The following is an 18,518-nucleotide window of genomic DNA, read 5'->3' on the forward strand; positions in this document are numbered from 1 at the left end:
CAGGCGCGCCTGACCGGGGTCAGCCGGCGAGGGTGTCGAGGACCTGCTGGCCGTACTTGGCGAGCTTGTTCTCGCCCACGCCGTTGATGGTGGCCAGCTCCGTGAGGGTGGCGGGAGACCGGCTCGCGATCTCCCGCAGGGTGGCGTCGTGGAAGATGACGTAGGCGGGCACGCCCTGCTCCTTGGCGCTGGCGGCGCGCCAGGCGCGTAGCCGCTCGAAGACGGCGGTGGCCTCGGCCGACAGGTCGACGACCGCGGCGGCGCGCTTGGCCTTGCCCTCGGCCGACCCGCCGCCGCGGGAGCCGCCGGATGTCCTGGCGGGGCGTTCGGGGTCGCGGCGCATCGGGACCTTGCGCGCCCCGCGCAGCACCTCGGCGCTCGCGTCGGTGAGCACCAGGGTGCCGTGCTCGCCCTCGACGGTGAGCAGCCCCTGTGCCAGCAGCTGGCGGACGACGCCGCGCCACTGCGACTCGTTCAGCTCGGTGCCGATCCCGAAGACGGTCAGCGTCTGGTGCTCGTGCTGGGTCACCTTCGGGGTGGTGCGACCGAGCAGGATGTCGATGGCCTGGCCGGCGCCGAACTTCTGCCGGCGCTCCCTGGCCAGGCGCAGCACGGTCGAGAGCAGTTTCTGCGCGGCGACCGTCCCGTCCCAGGTCTCGGGCGGGGACAGGCAGGTGTCGCAGTTGCCGCAGGAGCCGGCGCGTTCCTGCCCGAAGTAGGCGAGCAGGCCGGCGCGGCGGCACTCGACCGCCTCGCACAGCGCCAGCATCGCGTCGAGGTGGGCGCTCTGGCGGCGGCGGTGCGCCACGTCGCCGTCCGACGAGTCGATCATCTTGCGGAGCTGGACGACGTCCTGCAGGCCGTAGGCGAGCCAGGCGGTGGATGGCAGGCCGTCGCGGCCGGCGCGGCCGGTCTCCTGGTAGTAGCCCTCGAGCGACTTCGGCAGGTCGAGGTGGGCGACGAAGCGTACGTCCGGCTTGTCGATGCCCATGCCGAACGCGATGGTGGCGACCATGACCAGGCCGTCCTCGCGCAGGAACCGCGACTGGTTCGTCGCCCGGACCCGCGAGTCCAGGCCCGCGTGGTACGGCAGCGCGGCGATTCCGTTCGTGACGAGGAAGTCGGCGGTCTGCTCGACGGACGACCGCGACAGGCAGTAGACGATGCCCGCGTCGCCGGCGTGCTCCGTGCGCAGCAGGTCGAGCAGCTGCCGCTTCGGCTCCTTCTTCGGCACGATCCGGTAGGAGATGTTCGGCCGGTCGAAGTCGGCGACGAAGTGCCGGGCGTTCTCCAGGCCGAGCCGGTCGGTGATCTCCTGGTGCGTCGCCGGGGTCGCCGTCGCGGTGAGCGCGACCCGCGGGATGTCCGGCCAGCGTTCCCGCAGCGCCGACAGTGCCAGGTAGTCGGGCCGGAAGTCGTGGCCCCACTGCGCGACACAGTGAGCCTCGTCGATCGCGAACAGTGCGATCTTGCCCCGGCCGAGCAGGTCCATCGTCGACGGCAGCCGCAGGCGCTCGGGCGCCAGGTAGAGCAGGTCCAGCTCCCCGGCGAGGAAGAGCGCCTCCACCGTCCTGCGCTGGTCGGGGTCCTGGGTGGAGTTGACGAAGTCGGCCCGCGCGCCGAGCGCCCGCAGCGCGTCGACCTGGTCCTGCATGAGCGCGATCAGCGGCGAGACCACGACCCCGGTGCCGGGCCGGACGAGCGCGGGGATCTGGTAGCAGAGACTCTTCCCACCGCCCGTCGGCATCAGCACGAGCGCGTCGCCTCCGTCGATGACGTGCTCGATGATCTCCTGCTGCCCGTCGCGGAACGACTCGTAGCCGAACACCCGCCGCAGCACCTGCTGGGCCGCGCCCACCGGACTCGCGGCGGCCGCCGAGGCCGGCGGGGGTGAGCTCGGCGCCTGGACGGAGGCGCCCGGGGTCTCGGTCACAGGCAAGGTCACCCGGCCACTGTAGGAGGCCGCTGCGACAAGGTCGCCCGCGCCGTCCCGGCTGTGGACAACCAGAGGGCTCCGGCCGCCGGCCTCGCCACGGCGATCCGAGCGTCAAATTGCAACTTACAAATTTCGGTGCGAAGTACGCTGCCGGTGCCTGGATCGGCCCACGGGGTAGGAAAAGGCTGTGGTGGGGGAGTTGGAGGCTTCGTCATGGCGACGAACGTGGTCGTCGCCCGTCGGCGGCTCGCGCAGGGCGTCCGGCGGTACCGGCAACGGTCTGGGCTGACGATCGAGGAGCTGGCCCGCGGGCTGGAGTGCTCCGCGGCGAAGGTCAGCCGGATGGAGACCGGCATCTCCGGCATTCGTATCCAGGACCTGGCGGCGATCGTGAGTCTGGTCGAGGTCGACGAGGCCGAGCGCCGGGATCTGGAGGAACTGGTCAGACAGGCCCGCGGCCGAGAGTGGTGGCAGGAGTACATGGACCTGTTCCCGGCCGGCTCCGCCACGTTCTTCGGGCTGGAGGACGGCGCCACCAGCATCCGGGTGCACAGCACCTCCGTCGTTCCCGGCCTGTTGCAGACCCCCGACTACGCCAGCGCGCTGTTCGGCGCGGTGAGGGGCGCGAGAGCCGAGGCGTGGGACCGCCGGGTCGCGCTGCGCCTGCGCCGCCAGCGCCTGCTCGACCGTGAGCGGCCGCCCCTGCTGACCGTGCTCCTGGACGAGGCTGTGCTCCACCGGGTGATCGGTGGCCCCGAGGTGATGGCCGGGCAGTGGGACCACATCCTTCGCCGCGTCGAGACGCCAGGCGTGGCGGTGCGGGTCATCCCGTTCACGGCGCCGGCGCACGGCGCCGAAGGCGTCGCCTTCACCGTGTTCGGCTTCGATGACCAGGACCTCGGGCCCGTCGCCTATGCCGAGCGGCTCGGCATGCCGCGGTTCATCGAGGAGCCCACCGAGGTGGAGATCTACGTCGCCGGCCTCGGCGGCGCCGAGCGGGTGGCGGCGGCCCCGGAGGCCTCGCGAGAGCTGATCGCCGCCTTCGCCGCCAGGTCGCGCTCCGCCGGGCCGGCGTGATCCGGGCAGCCCGGCCCCCGAGGGCGTGACCGCGCCGGGCACCAACGGGCAGCCGGGTATTCCAGCGGGCGGAATCGGCGCGCGGCGCTCGGGAACAATAGGGACGTGTCCGATCCGCTGCCCGAACCGCTGTACGTGCCGGCGCTGTGCCTGGTCGTCCTGGTCGGCATCGCCGGCAGCGGGAAGTCGGCCTTCGCGGCCCGGCACTTCCGGCCCGCCCAGGTCGTGTCGTCGGACGCCTGCCGGGCGATGGTCGCCGACGACGAGCGTGACCAGTCGGCGACCCAGGCCGCGTTCGAGGTGGCGCACCTGGTCATCCGGCACCGGCTGGCCAGGGGTCTGCTGACCGTCGTGGACGCCACCAACGTCGAGCCGGCGGCGCGCCGTCCGTTGCTGGAGCTCGCGGCGGAGTACGACGTCCCGGCCGTCGCGGTCGTGCTCGACCTGCCCGAACAGCTGTGCGTCCGCCGCGCGGGGGAGCGGGCCAGCCGGCCCGTCGCCGCCGGGGTGGTCAGGCGCCAGTACGCCCAGCTGCGCGCAGGCGTTCCCACGCTCGCCGGCGACGGGTTCGCGGCCGTCCACGTGCTGCGCTCGGCCGCCGAGGTGGACGCCGCCACTGTCGCCACCCGGCGGTCGGCGGTCGACCGGCGCGACGAGCACGGGCCGTTCGACGTCATCGGCGACGTGCACGGCTGCCGCGAGGAGCTCGAGGAGCTGCTCGACCGGCTCGGCTACGTCCTGCACCGGGACGAGGCGGGCCGGCCGGTCGGCGCGCGCCATCCGGCCGGTCGGCGCGTCGTCTTCGTCGGCGACCTCATCGACCGTGGGCCGGACCCGGCCGGCGTGCTGCGCCTCGCGATGGGCATGGCCGCGACCGGCGACGCGCTCGCCGTCGCGGGCAACCACGAGCACAAGCTGGTCAGGGCGTTGCGGGGAGCCGGTCCGGGCGGCCGGGTGAAGGTCGGCCGGAACCTCGCCCGTACCCTGGAGCTGCTGGTCGCGGAGCCGGAAGGGTTCCTCGCCGAGGCGTTCGCTTTCTGCGCCCGGCTCGCCGGGCACCTGGTGCTGGACGGCGGCGCCCTGGTCGTCGCCCACGCGGGGCTGAAGGAGGCCTACCACGGCCGCGACTCCGGCCGGGTGCTGGCGTTCGCGCTCTTCGGTGACACCACCGGGGAACGCGACGAGTACGGGTTGCCGGTCCGGTTACCGTGGGCGGAGGATTACCGCGGCCGGGCGATGGTGCTTTACGGTCACACCCCGGCGGACGAGCACGAATGGGTGAACAACACCCTGTGCCTGGACACCGGCTGCTGCTTCGGCGGCGCGCTCACCGCCGTGCGCTATCCAGAGCGGGAGCTGGTCAGCGTCCCCGCCAGGCGCGAGTACTTCCCCCCGGTGCGGCCCCTGCGGGACCCGGCGTGGCCGCGTCCCCAGCAGGAACCCTCCCAGCGGGAACCCAGAGCCTCCTGACCGCCTCCTCCCGCGCCTCCGGCCCGGTGGCCAAGCCCTCGGCCCGGTGGCCAAGCCCCAGCCCGGCGGCCGAGCCTCAGGATCGGGGCCCGGCCGCGTGAGCTGGTACTTCGCCTCGCGTCCCTAGCGCCCGCCGAATCGGTCGGATCGGTCGGCGCTGGATTGGTCCGTGCCGGGCCGGTCCGCGCGGGACATCCTCGTGTCGCCCCTGGGCTGGTCGTCCGGATAGAGGTCTGAGGCAGCCCCGTCCGACCGCGCCMGCGCCGTCGACGCGACCGGCTCGCGCCGTGCGTCCGGCCGGTGCGGGCCGCCGACCGGTATCCGGATCAGGTCCTCCAGCGACAGCCGCACACCCTCGAGCCGCGCCGCCTCCTGCGCGAGTCGGTACGCGGACTCCTCCGGCAGCGCCCGGAAGGCCGTCGACGTGCGGACCCGCGGCCCAGGCCGCAACGCCAGATGGATGGCCGCCGCGAGCAGCGCCCCGATGAGCGGCGCGACGATGAACAGCCACAGCTGGCCGAGTGCCCACCCGCCGGCGAACACCGCCGGGCCCAGGCTGCGCGCCGGGTTGATCGACGCGTTGTCGATCGGGATCGCGACCAGGTTGCCGACGGTCAGCACGAAGCCGATCGCGATGCCGGCGAAACCGACCGGGGCCTGGACGTGGGTCGCGCCGAGCACGGTGAACACGAGCAGGCCGGTGAGGACCAGCTCCGCCAGGAACGCCCCGCCGAGGCCGAAGCCGCTGGGCGAGTGCACGCCGTACCCGTTCGCGCCGAGGCCCTGCGCCCCGGCTGAGTAGCCGAACGGCCCGGAGTCGGCGATCAGCCAGACCGTCGCCGCGGCGAGGATCGCGCCCAGGCACTGCGCGACGATGTAGGCGCCGGCGAGCTTGGGCGTGATCTTGCGTGCCGCGCACAGGCCGACCGTCACCGCCGGGTTCACATGGCAGCCGGAGACCGGGCCGATCACATAGACCAGTACGAGCAGGGTCAGGCCGAAGGCGAGCGCGACCCCGAGCGCCCCCATGAAGCCGCCGGCGAGCACGGCCGTGCCGACGCCGCCGAGCACCAGGAAGAACGTGCCGATCCCCTCCGCGACGCAGGGCCTTAACCATGTTCGTGCGGCCTCGTCCGGTTTCGCCTGCCCGGCCGTCGTGGCTCTCGCGGCCGTCCGCGCGATCGCGCTCACATCGGTTCGCCTCCCTCGTCCTTCTGTATCCGGATTGCGACGCTGCGCTACCGGTTTGGATTCCTGGCCGAGGTACCCGGACGTGCGCGGACAACCCGTTCCCGCTGGTCGCCCGGCCCGGGCCGCGGACATCGGTGCCTCGGACAGGCGGACATCTGGAGCAGTCGGGCTGATTGCGCGGCGAGCCTCCGGCTCGGCTGGCCGGCCGCGGGACGCGTTTGACCGGGTGGCCCGGCCGTTGGATATCTATGCTCATAGGTGCCGGGTTGTTTTCCGCCGGTCCGGGAGCAGTGGGTCGGGGCGTTCCCCCGCGGCCGCCTGCCCCGGCGGCCGGCCCGAGCATGGAGTCGACCGTGACCAGCATCCCGCGCGTGCCAGGCAGTCCCGACCTTCCAGGCCCCTCAGGATCTCCATATATGTCTTCTGGTTCCGTGTTCAGCGATGACGCCCCCGGCGCCGGGCCCACCGGCGGCGCCAGCGGCGCCGAGTTCACCTCCCGCGCCGACGTCGCCACCGCCACGCCGGCCCGATACGCCAAACAGCTCGCCTCGCACCTCGGTCACCGCTGTGAGGTGCGCAACGAGAACGGCGGCACCCGGCTCGTGCTCGCGGGCGGCGGCAGCTGCCTGCTGACCAGCGGCGACGACGTGCTCACGCTGGCCGCCGAGGCGCCGACCAAGCCCGCCCTGGGCGAGGTCGAGTACGTCGTCGGGCGCCATCTGGAGCGGTTCGGCACCCGGGCCGAGCTCGCCGTGCGCTGGCACCGGGCACCCGGCTCGGAGGACTCGGCCGCAACCCGCGCCGTGGCCGCCGGGCACGCGATCCTCGGCCGGGCCCGCTCGGCCGCGACCACCGGCCTTGGCCGCCTGCGCCAGGGGGACCGAGCGTGACCGAGACCGTGACCACCGCCATGGCCACCGCTCCGGCGCCGGCCGGCGCGAGCCGGCCGGCGATCCTGACCGTCGACGACGACCCGAGCGTCTCCCGCGCGGTCGCCCGCGACCTGCGCCGCCGCTACGGCGAACAGTGCCGGATCGTGCGGGCGGAGTCGGGCCCGCAGGCACTCGACACCCTGCGCGAGATGAAGCTGCGCGGYGGCCACGTCGCCGTGCTGGTCGCCGACTACCGGATGCCCCAGCTCGACGGCATCCAGTTCCTCGAGCAGGCGATGGACCTGTACCCGGACGCGAAGCGGGTGCTGCTGACCGCCTACGCGGACACCAACGCGGCCATCGAGGCCATCAACGTCGTCGATCTCGACTACTACCTGCTCAAGCCGTGGAACCCGCCGGAGGAGAAGCTCTACCCGGTCATCGACGCGCTGCTGGACGCCTGGAACCGATCGGAGCGCCGGCCGGTGCTGGAGACCCGGGTCGTCGGCGACCGGTGGTCCTCCCGGTCGTACGAGGTCCGCGAGTTCCTCGCCCGCAACCAGGTGCCCTACCGGTGGTATCTCGCGGACGAGCCGGAGGGCCGCCGCCTGCTCGCCGCCGCCACCGCGGACACCCCCATCCCCGTGGCCGCCGACACCTACGCCTCCGCGGACACCGCCGCCCTCGCGGACACCGACCTGCCCGCGGTCGGGGGCGGGAGCCCGAACGGTGCGGCGGCGAACGGCCACACCGTCGCGCTGCCGGTGGTCGTGACGCCGGGTGGGACCGCGCTCGTCAACCCGACCGACGCCCAGATCGCCGCCGAGGTCGGGCTGAGCACCACCCCGTGCGAGGACTTCTACGACGTCATCATCATCGGCGGCGGGCCGGCCGGCCTCGGCTCGGCGGTGTACGCGGCGTCCGAGGGCCTCAAGACCGTGCTCATCGAACGCACGGCCACCGGCGGCCAGGCCGGGCAGAGCTCCCGGATCGAGAACTACCTGGGCTTCCCCGACGGTGTGTCCGGCGCGCAGCTCACCGACCGGGCGCGCCGCCAGGCCGTCAAGTTCCAGGCGGAGGTGATCACCGCCCGCGAGGTCGTCGGGCTGCGGACGGCGGGCAACACCCGCATGGTCCGCTTCGCCGACGGCGGGGAGCTCGGCGCGCACACCGTCGTCCTGGCCACCGGCGTCGCCTACCGCCAGCTGCCGGCGTCCGGGCTCGACCGGCTGACCGGCCGCGGGGTGTTCTACGGCTCCGCGCTCACCGAGGCCGCCGGCTGCGCCGGCGAGGACGTCTACGTCGTCGGCGCGGCCAACTCGGCCGGCCAGGCGGCGGTCTACCTCGCCCGGCACGCTCGGTCGGTGACGATGCTGGTGCGCGGCCGGTCGCTGCAGGCCTCGATGTCGCACTACCTGATCGAGCAGATCGCCAGGATCGCGAACATCACCGTGCGGACCTGTACGGAGGTGATCGGAGGCGAGGGTGACGAGCATCTGGGCACCCTCACCCTTCGCGACAGCTCGACGGGCGCGACCGAGACGGTCCCGGCCAGCCGGCTGTTCGTCTTCATCGGCGCCGAGCCGCGTACCGACTGGCTCGATGGCACCGTCGAGCGCGACGCGCACGGCTTCGTCATCACCGGTCCGGATCTGGTCGTCGACGGGCGGCGCCCGCGCGGCTGGACGCTCGACCGGGACCCATATCACCTGGAAACCAGCCTGCCGGGGGTGTTCGTGGCCGGAGACGCACGGTCGGAGTCAGTGAAACGAGTCGCCTCGGCGGTCGGCGAGGGCGCGATGGCCATCGCGCTCGTGCACAGGTACCTCGCATGAGCGCGGACCAGGCGTCCCAGGGCGCCACGGCCCAGACCGCGTCGCCTGCGGTCGGCGGGCTGCCGTGCAGCGTTGACGAGCTGCGGACGCTGTTCCTGTTCGAGAAGCTCACCGACGACCAACTCGCCTGGCTGTGCGAGCGGGGCCGGGTCATCGAGGCCGAGTCGGGAATGGTGATCGTCGAAGGCGAGCCGGCGGAGCTGTTCGTGATCCTGCTCGAGGGCGAGGTCTCCGTCATCAAGCGGGTCCAGGGCGTGGACGTCGAGATCAGCCGGACCGACCACCGGGGCGTCTACGGCGGTGCCTGGAACGCGTACCTGGGCGACCGGGTCCCGCAGACCTACCCGCAGTCGCTACGGGCGGTCCGGCCGGCGCGGTTCTTCGTGCTCGACGCCGACCAGTTCTCGTTCCTCATGCGTGACTGGTTCCCGATGGCCGTGCACCTGCTGGAGGGCCTGTTCTTCGGGCTGCGCAATCTCCAGGAGACCGTCGGGCAGCGTGAACGGCTGCTCGCCCTCGGCGCGCTGTCGGCGGGCCTGACGCACGAGCTCAACAACCCGGCGGCCGCCGCCGTACGGGCGACGGCGGGCCTGCGCGAGCGGGTCGCCGKCATGCGGCACAAGCTCAGCCTCATCGCCGACGGCCTGTACGACAAGGCGGTGCTGAGCACGCTCATCCGCCTGCAGGAGGAGGCGGCGGAACGGGTCGCCAAGGCGCCGACGCTCTCGCCGCTGGAGGCGAGTGACCGTGAGGACGAGCTGGGCGACTGGTTCGACGAGCACAGCATCGACTTCGGCTGGGACGTCGCGCCGGTGTTCGTGCAGGCGGGCCTCGACATCGGCTGGCTTGACCAGGTCGCCGAGCTGGTGGGCGGCGAGCACCTGTCGAGCGCGGTCCGCTGGCTGGGCTACACCGTCGAGACCGAGCTGCTCATGAACGAGATCGAGGACTCGACGACCCGGGTGTCCACGCTCGTGGGCGCGGCCAAGCAGTACTCCCAGCTCGACCGTGCCCCGTTCCAGACCGTTGACATCCACGACCTGCTCAAGAGCACGCTGGTCATGCTCGGGCGCAAGATCGGCGACGGCATCCAGGTCGTGAAGGACTTCGACCGCACCCTGGCGCCGATCGCGGTCTACGCCGCCGAGCTGAACCAGGTCTGGACGAACCTGATCGACAACGCCGTCTCGGCGATGGGCGGCACCGGCACGCTGACGCTGCGTACCTGGGGCGACGACGAGTCCATCACGGTCGAGATCGGCGACACCGGCCCCGGCATCCCGGCCGACGTTGTCGGCCGCATCTTCGAGCCCTTCTTCACCACCAAGCCCGTCGGCGAGGGCACCGGTCTTGGGCTGGACATCTCCTGGCGGATCGTCGTCAACAAGCACCACGGCGATCTGCGCGTCGTCAGCTCCGTGCCCGGCGACACCCGCTTCCAGGTCAGCCTCCCGCGCGCCCAGCCGACACCGCTCGGCCCGCCGGTCTGAGGGGGATGGCTGGGCGGGGTTGCCGCCCGAGACGGAGCGGGCAGATACCTGGACGTCGCCGGTGACGCCTGCCCGGCCGATCTCCACGCCATCTCCGGGAGGAAGATCATGCCCTTCATCACGACCAGCGACGGTGCCGAGATCTTCTACAAGGACTGGGGCGCGCCCTCGGCGCGGCCGGTGGTGTTCAGCCACGGCTGGCCGCTGAACGCGGACGCCTGGGACTCCCAGCTGAAGGCCGTCGCCGACGCCGGGTTCCGGGCGATCGCGCATGACCGGCGCGGGCACGGCCGGTCCACCCAGACCTGGACCGGCAACGACATGGACACCTACGCCGACGACCTGGCGCAGCTGGTGACGACGCTGGACCTGCACGACGCCGTCCACGTCGGCCACTCCACCGGCGGTGGCGAGGTCGCCCGCTACCTCGGCCGGCACGGGACCTTCCGGGTGGCGAAGGCGGTCCTGCTCGGGGCCGTCCCGCCGCTGATGCTGAAGACCGAGGCCAACCCGGAGGGCCTGCCCATCGACGCCTTCGACGGCATCCGGGCCGGCGTGCTCGCGGACCGGTCCCAGTTCTACCGAGACCTCGCCACGCCCTTCTACGGCTTCAACCGGCCGGGCGCGGCCGTGTCCCAGGGCGTCATCGACGCGTTCTGGTTGATGAGCATGCAGGCGGGTCTCAAGCCCGCCTACGACTGCGTCAAGCAGTTCTCCGAGACCGACTTCACCGACGACCTGGCGAAGTTCGACGTCCCGACCCTGGTCGCGCACGGCGACGACGACCAGATCGTCCCGATCGTCGCCTCGGCGTACCGGACCGCGAAGCTCGTCAAGGACGCGACGCTCAAGGTCTACCCGGGCGCGCCGCACGGCCTGTGCGGCGACCACAGCGCCGAGTTCTCCGAGGACCTGATCGCCTTCATCAAGGGGTGAGGCGTGGCTGGGGCCGTGATGCCGGGATGATTCCCGGTTCACGGCCCCAAGCCCTCTACCCCCAAGCCCTCTACCGCCTCGTCTCAGGGATCGCTGCCGCGCGCTCGGTTCAGGAGGCGCGGGTGAGGATGACGACCGGAATGTCCCGGTCGGTGCGCGTCTGGTAGTCGGCGTACGGCGGCCAGACCTCGACCATCGTCGGCCAGAGGCGGGCCTTCTCCTGCGGCGTCGCGGTGCGGGCGGTCGCCTTGAACGTGTCCGCCTTCACCTGCAGCTCGACCTCGGGGTTGTCGACCAGGTTTCGGTACCAGAGCGGATGCTCCTGCGCTCCGCCCTTCGACGCGACGACCAGGTAGTCGTCGCCGTCCTGCCCGTAGATCAGCGCGGTGCGCCGGGGCTGGCCGGAACGCCGGCCGATCGTCGTCAGCAGCAGCGTCGGCACGCCCTCGGCGAGGTCACCGTTCGGGCCGTACCAGAGGTGCCCCTCCTCGCCACCGCTTTCCAGATATGTGCGGGTGTGATCGGCAACCCACTTGTTCGGGCTGTCCGTCGGTGTCGTCGACTCGCTCATGGTCCCCATCCTCCACCGGTGCCGTCCGGGCGACGACGGCTCATCGCGCCGCGGTGAGGACGGCTCCTCGCGCCGCGGTGAGGACGGCTCGGCGTCAGCCGTGGGCGGCCTCGGCCAGCAGGGTGGCCACGGCGTCGATGTCGTCGTCGGGGATGAGGCCCACGGTGACGCGCAGGTGGGCGGCGCCGAGGGGAGCGGCCTCGAAGGGGGTACCGGGGGCGGCGCCGATGCCGCGGGAGGCGAGCGACACCAGCGCGACCTGCTCGTCCGCCACCTCCATCCACAGGTTGATGCCGTCGCCGGCCTGGGCGCGCACGCCGCGGCCGGCGAGCGCGGCCGTCATCCGCTCGCGGCGGTTCGCGTAGACCTCGCGGGCGTGGGCCAGCGTCTGTTCGGTGTCGTCGTCGTCGAGGAGCTCGGCGAGCACGGCCTGCAGCAGGCGGCTCGACCAGCCGGGCCCGAGCATCCGGCGGCTGACGACGCCGTTCACGACCGACTCGACCCCGCCGACCGCGGCCAGCCGCAGGTCGGGGCCGTGGCTCTTGGAGAAGCTGCGGATGTGGATGGTCGCCTCGGGCAGGTGGGTTCCGAGGCTGAGGGGCGCCGCGGCGGCGACGTCGCCGATGTGATCGTCCTCGATGACCGTCACCCCGTGCCCCTCGAGCAGCGCCGCGAGCGCCTCGGCGCGCCGGGGTGTCATGCTCACGCCGGCCGGGTTGTGCGCGCGCGGCTGCAGGTAGAGCGCCACCGGCTCGGCGCCGGCGGCCGCGGACAGGGCCGCGCGCAGCGCGCCGGGCTGGATGCCCTCCTCGTCGAGCGGCAGCGCCACCACCTCGGCGCCCACGGCCTCCAGCAGGTCGAGCAGCGGCGGGAAGCACGGGTTCTCGACCAGTACCCGGCTGCCGAAGCCGACCAGCACGCCGGTCACCCGGTCCAGCGCGTCGAGCGCGCCGTCGACGACGGTCAGCGCGGCGGGTGGGAACGGCCAGCGGACGCGCAGCGCCTTCTCGAGCGCGGGCAGCACCGGGTCGTCCAGGTAGCTGGCGGTCAGGTTGCCGCCGCTGGCCACCCGGGCGAGCATCGGCGCGAGGTCGGGCAGCAGCGCCACGTCCGGGGTGCCGGTGGAGTAGTCGTGCGGGAGCCGGCCGGGGCTGCGGGTGATCCGGCGGTAACGGCGCGGGTCGGCGCTCGCCGGGGGGCCGGCCAGCACGAACGTCCCCGCGCGGCCGCGCGGCGAGATGACGCCGGCGCGGGCGAGGGTGCGCCAGGCCTGGCTCACCGTGGTGGGGCTGATGCCGAGCTCGGTGGCGAGCTCGCGGACGGTGGGCAGCCGGGTACCGGCCGGCAGGGTGCCCGACATGACCAGCCGGCTGACGGTGCCCGCGATGCCGCGCGCGGAGCGGTCGTCGATCGCCGAGGTGATCGCGCCGATCATGCTGTCGCCCCTTGCTGGTAGCTGACCCTTGCTGGTAGCAGACCCCTGCCGGTAACAGCGCCTGTAACAATAAGAAACAAAGCGAGAATTGTCCGGACCAGAGTGTGACAGTAGTCTGCGGGCACCACAAACGCCCAGTGGTCGGTGGACTGGCGCGATGGCGAGTTCGGTGGTCCTGTCGGACGGGGCCGCGGCGCCCGTCGTGGCGGCGCCGGGACGACCGTCCGGCGGGCGGCGGGGCGCGGTGCGGGAGGGAGAGCGAAGGCGATGAGCAGGGTCATCCGTGCGGCGCTCGTCCAGGCGAAATGGACGGGCGACAAGGAATCCATGATCAAGGCGCACGAGGAGTACGCCCGGTCGGCGGCCGAGCAGGGCGCCAAGGTCATGTGCTTCCAGGAGCTGTTCTACGGCCCGTACTTCTGCCAGGTGCAGGACCCGGAGTACTACGCGTACGCGGAGTCGGTGCCCGGCCCGACCGTCGAGCGCTTCGCGGCACTGGCCGCCGAGCTCGGCATGGTGCTGGTGCTGCCGGTCTACGAGCAGGAGCAGCCGGGCGTCCTCTACAACACGGCCGCGGTGATCGACGCCGATGGGAAGTACCTCGGCAAGTACCGCAAGACCCACATTCCGCACGTGCAGGGCTTCTGGGAGAAGTTCTACTTCCGGCCGGGAAACCTGGGCTACCCGGTGTTCGACACCGCGGTCGGCCGGGTCGGCGTCTACATCTGCTACGACCGGCACTTCCCGGAGGGCTGGCGGGCGCTCGGGCTGAACGGCGCCGAGCTGGTGTTCAACCCGTCGGCGACCTCGCGAGGCCTGTCGAACTACCTGTGGAAGCTGGAGCAGCCGGCGGCCGCCGTCGCGAACGAGTACTTCATCGGCGCGATCAACCGGGTCGGCGTCGAGGACCTCGGCGACGACGACTTCTACGGCACGTCCTACTTCGTCGACCCGGAGGGCAAGTTCGTCGACGGGACGGGCGACTCGCACGAGCCGGAGCTGATGGTCCGTGACCTGGACATGGACCTGCTGACCGAGGTGCGCAACCGGTGGGCGTTCTACCGCGACCGCCGCCCTGACCAGTACGGCGACCTCACCGCCCCCTGACAACTCGTTCCCCGTCCCCGAGCGAAGCGATGTCACCAGGCCAGCCCGGACCCCGGCTTGGTGACGCTCCCGCGCAAGGTGACCGTGCTGGGCGCGGAGGCGCGCCTCTGCGGAGGCCCGGCCCCGAGCGACGGGGTCCCTGCGGAATCGGCGAAGCCGATTTCGGAGGTCGTGAAGTGGCCCTGCGGAGATGCAGCTTCGGTTTGGTGACGTTCAGCGGAACGCCACCGTGCGGCCCGGAGGCGTGCCTCCGCGGAGGCGTGCCCACGAGCGAAGCGAGGTGGGCGCGCCGCAGCGGAGGTCGCCGGAAGGCACGTGAGCGGAGGAGGACGCCGCGCGGAGGTCCCTTGGGAGCGAAGCGAGCAAGGGGCCGGAGCGCGGCGCCCGGACGGAGCGAACCAGCAAAGGAGCCTCGATGAAGACGCTGATCACCGGTGGGACCGTCGTCGGACCGCTCGGCGCCAGCCCGACCGACGTGCTGGTCGACGGCGAGACGATCGCCGCGCTCTACGCCCCGGGCATCGCCACGGCGAGCGGAGTCGCCGCGGACAAGGTCGTCGACGCCACCGGGAAGTACGTCGTCCCGGGCGGGGTGGACGTCCACACGCACATGAAGCTGCCCTTCGGCGGCACGTTCGCCTCGGACGACTTCGAATCGGGGACGAAGGCCGCCGCCTGGGGCGGCACCACCACGATCATCGACTTCGCCGTGCAGCGCACCGGGGAGGTCGTGCAGGACGGGCTCGCCGCCTGGCACGCGCTGGCGGACGGCAACTGCGCGATCGACTACGGCTTCCACATGATCATGGGTGGGGTCGACGACGAGGCGCTCAAGGCGATGGACTACCTCGTCGAACACGAGGGGATCACCAGCTTCAAGCTGTTCATGGCCTACCCGGGTGTCTTTTACAGCGACGACGGCCAGATCCTGCGGGCGATGCAGAAGGCGTCCGACAACGGCGCGCTGATCATGATGCACGCGGAGAACGGCATCGCGATCGACGTGCTGGCCGCCCAGGCCGTCGCCCGCGGCGATACCGACCCCGTGTTCCACGGCCTGACCCGGCCGTCGGCGCTGGAGGGCGAGGCCACCCACCGGGCGACCGTGCTCGCCCAGGTCGCCGGCAACACCCCGCTGTACTTCGTGCACCTGTCGGCATCCGAGGCGCTGGCGCACGTGTCGGCCGCCCGGACGGCCGGGCGCAACGTGTTCGCGGAGACCTGCCCGCAGTACCTCTACCTGACCCTGGAGGACCAGCTCGGCGCCCCCGGCTTCGAGGGGGCCAAGTGGGTCGCCTCCCCGCCGCTGCGCCCGCGGGACGAGCCGCACCGCGACGACCTGTGGCGCGGGCTGCGCACCGACGACCTCGCGATCGTCTCCACCGACCACTGCCCCTTCTGCTTCAAGGACCAGAAGGAGCTCGGCCGCGGCGACTTCACGAAGATCCCGAACGGGATCGGCACCGTGGAGCACCGGATGGACCTCGTCTACCAGGGCGTGGCCACCGGCAGGCTGTCGCTGGAGCGCTGGGTGGAGACCTGCTCGACGACGCCGGCCCGGATGTTCGGCCTCTACCCGAAGAAGGGCGTGATCGCGCCGGGATCGGACGCGGACATCGTCATCTACGACCCGAGCGCGACGACCACGATCGGCGTCGCGACCCACCACATGAACCTGGACCACTCGGCCTGGGAGGGTTTCGAGATCGCCGGCAAGGTCGACACCGTGTTCTCTCGGGGGACCACGGTCGTCGCGGGCGGTGCCTTCCATGGCCGCGCCGGCCACGGCCAGTACCTGCGCCGCGGCCTGACCCAGTACCTGCGTTGACCCGGCCCGCTCACCCATACTAAGTGAGCACTCAGTTCAACGGCCCGTGCGTGGCAGGCTGGGCGGGTCGAGACGGATGGACCGGAGAGGGACGCGATGCGGGAAATCGGGCACTGGATCGACGGCAAGGCGGTAGCGGGCACCTCGGGCCGGTTCGGGCCGGTGTGGAACCCGGCGACCGGCGAGCAGGCGGCGCAGGTCGCCCTGGCCAACCTGGACGAGATCAACGCGGCCGTCGCGAGCGCGAGGGCGGCGTTCCCCGCCTGGCGCCGGACCGGTCTCGGCCGGCGCGCGGAGGTGATGTTCCGCTTCCGCGAGCTGCTGTACACGAACCGCACGGAGCTCGCGAAGCTCATCACCGCCGAGCACGGCAAGACCGTCGACGACGCCCTGGGTGAGCTCGCCCGTGGCCTGGAGAACGTCGAGTTCGCCTGCGGCGCGCCGAGCCTGCTGCGCGGCGGCTTCTCCGAGCAGGTGTCGACGGGTGTCGACGTCCACGAGATCCGCCAGCCGCTGGGGGTCGTCGCGGGCATCACGCCGTTCAACTTCCCGGCGATGGTCCCGCTGTGGATGCTCTCCAACGCCCTGGTCTGCGGCAACGCGTTCATCCTCAAGCCCAGCGAGCGCGACCCGTCGACCTCGCTGCTGCTGGCCGACCTGCTGGCCCAGGCCGGCGTGCCCGAGGGCGTGTTCACCGTTCTGCAGGGCGACAAGCTCGCCGTCGACACCCTGCTCACCCACCCGGACGTCGAGGCCGTCAGCTTCGTCGGTTCGACGCCGATCGCGCGTTACGTCTACGAGACGGGTACGGCGGCCGGCAAGCGGGTGCAGGCGCTCGGCGGCGCGAAGAACCACATGATCGTGCTGCCGGACGCGGACATCGCCGCGGCGGCCGACGCGGCCGTCTCGGCGGGCTACGGGTCGGCCGGCGAGCGCTGCATGGCGGTCTCGGTCGTCGCCGCCGTCGGCGACGCGGCCGACCCGCTGGTCGAGGCGATCGCCGAGCGGGTACGCAAGATCAAGGTCGGCCCGGGCGCCGACCCGGACAGCGAGATGGGCCCGGTCATCACCCGGGAGGCCCGCGACAAGATCGCCGGCTACCTGGACACGGCCAAGGTCGACGGCGCGACCCTCGTGGTCGACGGTCGCGAGGACCCGGTGTACTCCGGCCCCGGCTTCTTCCTCGCCCCGAGCCTGGTCGACAACGTGTCGCCGACCAGCAAGGTCTACACCGACGAGATCTTCGGCCCGGTGCTCGCGGTCGTCCGGTGCGAGACCTACACCGAGGCGGTGAAGCTCGTCGAGGACAACCCGTACGGCAACGGCGTGGCGATCTTCACCCGGGACGGCGGCGCCGCCCGCCGCTTCACGTTCGATGTCCAGGCCGGCATGGTCGGCGTCAACGTGCCGATCCCGGTGCCGGTCGCCTACTACAGCTTCGGCGGCTGGAAGGCGTCGCTGTTCGGTGACCTGCACATGTACGGCCCGGACGGCATTCGCTTCTACACGAAGACCAAGGTCGTCACGACCCGTTGGCCGGATCCGGCGACCAGCTCGGTGGAGCTCGGCTTCCCGCGCACGCGGTAAGCCCGGTAGCACCAACCGTCCCGGCCGCCGCGCCCGACCAGCGCGGCGGCCGTGGGCGGGCGACGTACTCAGGCAACGATCGGGAGGCGAGCTCATGGATATCGGCGTCGTGCTGCAGACGAACCCGCCGGCCTCCCGGGTGGTGGAACTGGCCCGCCAGGCCGAGACGCTCGGCTTCTCGCACGTGTGGACGTTCGACTCCCACCTCCTGTGGGAGGAGCCGTTCGTCATCTACAGCCAGATCCTGGCCGCCACCCGCAAGGTGGTGGTCGGCCCGATGGTCACGAACCCGGCGACCAGGGACTGGACGGTCACCGCCTCGCTGTTCGCGACCCTCAACGAGATGTACGGCAACCGGACGATCTGCGGCATCGGCCGCGGCGACTCCGCCGTCCGCGTCCTGAACGGCAAGCCGACCACACTCGCGACCCTGCGCGACTGCATCGGGGTGGTCCGCGAGCTCGCGAACGGCCGCGAGGCMGAGGTGGGCGGCACCAGACTGCGCTTCCCCTGGGGCACGGAGAGCCGGCTCGACATCTGGGTCGCCGGCTACGGCCCGAAGGCGCTGGCGCTGGCGGGCGAGGTCGGCGACGGCTTCATCCTGCAGCTCGCCGACCCGGACATCACCGCCTGGACGATCGACGCCGTGCGTACCGCGGCGGCGGCCGCCGGCCGTGACCCGGCGTCGGTGAAGATCTGCGTGGCCGCCCCCGCCTACGTCGGCCCGGGTGACGACGCCTCGATGGCCCACCAGCGCGACCAGTGCCGCTGGTTCGGCGGCATGGTCGGCAACCACGTCGCGGACCTGGTCGCCCGCTACGGGGCCGGGTCTCCGGGCGGCGGTTCCGCCGTCCCGGCCGCGCTGACCGACTACATCAAGGGCCGCACCGACTACGACTACAACGAGCACGGCCGGGCGGGGAACACCCACACCACGTTCGTCCCGGACGAGATCGTCGACCGGTTCTGCCTGCTCGGCCCCGCCGAGGCGCACGTGCGCCGGCTGACGGAGCTCGCCGCGCTCGGCGTCGACCAGTTCGCGGTCTACCTCCAGCACGACGCCAAGATGGCGACGCTGGAGGCCTACGGCGAGCGGGTGATACCGGCGATCGCCGAGACGGTCCGCGCCAAGGAGCCGGCCGAGAGCACGTCGGGTGAGAGCACGTCGGGCGAGGCGCCGTGA

12 protein-coding genes and 2 pseudogenes are annotated in these 18,518 nt (G+C 72.3%); 10 read left to right on the top strand and 4 right to left on the bottom strand.

Annotated features, from left to right (window positions below; genetic code table 11):
- Positions 1 to 19: 19 nt before the first annotated feature.
- Positions 20 to 1,945, bottom strand: coding sequence for a DNA helicase RecQ (gene recQ / locus BCD49_RS13650; protein WP_007512935.1), 1,926 nt, complete (start codon positions 1,943 to 1,945; stop codon positions 20 to 22).
- 204 nt (positions 1,946 to 2,149) lie between these two features.
- On the opposite strand from recQ, the gene BCD49_RS13655 reads away from it, so the two are divergent.
- Both BCD49_RS13655 and BCD49_RS13660 read left to right on the top strand, forming a co-directional pair.
- The gene (locus tag BCD49_RS13655) at positions 2,150 to 3,013 is read left to right on the top strand and encodes a helix-turn-helix domain-containing protein (RefSeq protein ID WP_007512940.1); all 864 of its coding nucleotides are present in this window, start codon (positions 2,150 to 2,152) and stop codon (positions 3,011 to 3,013) included.
- 117 nt (positions 3,014 to 3,130) lie between these two features.
- A pseudogene (locus BCD49_RS13660) lies at positions 3,131 to 4,456 on the top strand (AAA family ATPase); the annotation flags it as partial.
- A 390-nt stretch (positions 4,457 to 4,846) separates the two neighbouring features.
- Here BCD49_RS13660 and BCD49_RS13665 read toward each other — a convergent pair.
- Positions 4,847 to 5,674: pseudogene (locus BCD49_RS13665) on the bottom strand (aquaporin); the annotation flags it as partial.
- A 416-nt stretch (positions 5,675 to 6,090) separates the two neighbouring features.
- Here BCD49_RS13665 and BCD49_RS13670 point away from each other — a divergent pair.
- From BCD49_RS13670 to BCD49_RS13685, 4 genes are all read left to right on the top strand, one after another.
- On the top strand, positions 6,091 to 6,564 hold the full coding sequence (locus tag BCD49_RS13670; RefSeq protein ID WP_007512944.1) for a DUF2218 domain-containing protein: 474 nt from the start codon (positions 6,091 to 6,093) through the stop codon (positions 6,562 to 6,564).
- Positions 6,565 to 6,584: 20 nt separating this feature from the next.
- Positions 6,585 to 8,381: an FAD-dependent oxidoreductase gene (locus BCD49_RS13675; RefSeq protein ID WP_027140104.1), complete on the top strand. Its 1,797-nt coding sequence runs from the start codon at positions 6,585 to 6,587 to the stop codon at positions 8,379 to 8,381.
- Positions 8,378 to 9,871, top strand: a complete 1,494-nt coding sequence (locus BCD49_RS13680) for an ATP-binding protein (protein ID WP_116439393.1) — start codon at positions 8,378 to 8,380, stop codon at positions 9,869 to 9,871. The genes BCD49_RS13675 and BCD49_RS13680 overlap by 4 nt, the downstream gene beginning before the upstream one ends.
- A gap of 108 nt (positions 9,872 to 9,979) precedes the next feature.
- Positions 9,980 to 10,807: an alpha/beta fold hydrolase gene (locus BCD49_RS13685; protein ID WP_007512947.1), complete on the top strand. Its 828-nt coding sequence runs from the start codon at positions 9,980 to 9,982 to the stop codon at positions 10,805 to 10,807.
- A 109-nt stretch (positions 10,808 to 10,916) separates the two neighbouring features.
- Here BCD49_RS13685 and BCD49_RS13690 read toward each other — a convergent pair whose 3' ends face one another.
- A complete protein-coding gene (locus BCD49_RS13690) occupies positions 10,917 to 11,378 on the bottom strand; it encodes a nitroreductase family deazaflavin-dependent oxidoreductase (protein WP_007512954.1) in 462 nt (153 codons plus the stop codon).
- 94 nt (positions 11,379 to 11,472) lie between these two features.
- Entirely contained in the window at positions 11,473 to 12,813 is a 1,341-nt protein-coding gene (locus BCD49_RS13695; protein WP_007512955.1) for an aminotransferase-like domain-containing protein, read from the bottom strand.
- Positions 12,814 to 13,080: 267 nt separating this feature from the next.
- Between BCD49_RS13695 and BCD49_RS13700 the strand changes: the two genes are divergently transcribed.
- The 4 genes from BCD49_RS13700 to BCD49_RS13715 all read left to right on the top strand — a co-directional run bounded on the left by BCD49_RS13700 (position 13,081) and on the right by BCD49_RS13715 (position 18,518).
- Entirely contained in the window at positions 13,081 to 13,920 is an 840-nt protein-coding gene (locus tag BCD49_RS13700) for a nitrilase-related carbon-nitrogen hydrolase (protein ID WP_007512956.1), read from the top strand.
- 415 nt (positions 13,921 to 14,335) lie between these two features.
- Entirely contained in the window at positions 14,336 to 15,748 is a 1,413-nt protein-coding gene (gene hydA / locus BCD49_RS13705) for a dihydropyrimidinase (protein ID WP_007512957.1), read from the top strand.
- 96 nt (positions 15,749 to 15,844) lie between these two features.
- On the top strand, positions 15,845 to 17,335 hold the full coding sequence (locus BCD49_RS13710; protein ID WP_007512958.1) for a CoA-acylating methylmalonate-semialdehyde dehydrogenase: 1,491 nt from the start codon (positions 15,845 to 15,847) through the stop codon (positions 17,333 to 17,335).
- Positions 17,336 to 17,429: 94 nt separating this feature from the next.
- A complete protein-coding gene (locus tag BCD49_RS13715) occupies positions 17,430 to 18,518 on the top strand; it encodes a TIGR03842 family LLM class F420-dependent oxidoreductase (protein ID WP_007512959.1) in 1,089 nt (362 codons plus the stop codon).

Source organism: Pseudofrankia sp. EUN1h, assembly GCF_001854645.1.
Classification (GTDB): domain Bacteria; phylum Actinomycetota; class Actinomycetes; order Frankiales; family Frankiaceae; genus Pseudofrankia; species Pseudofrankia saprophytica.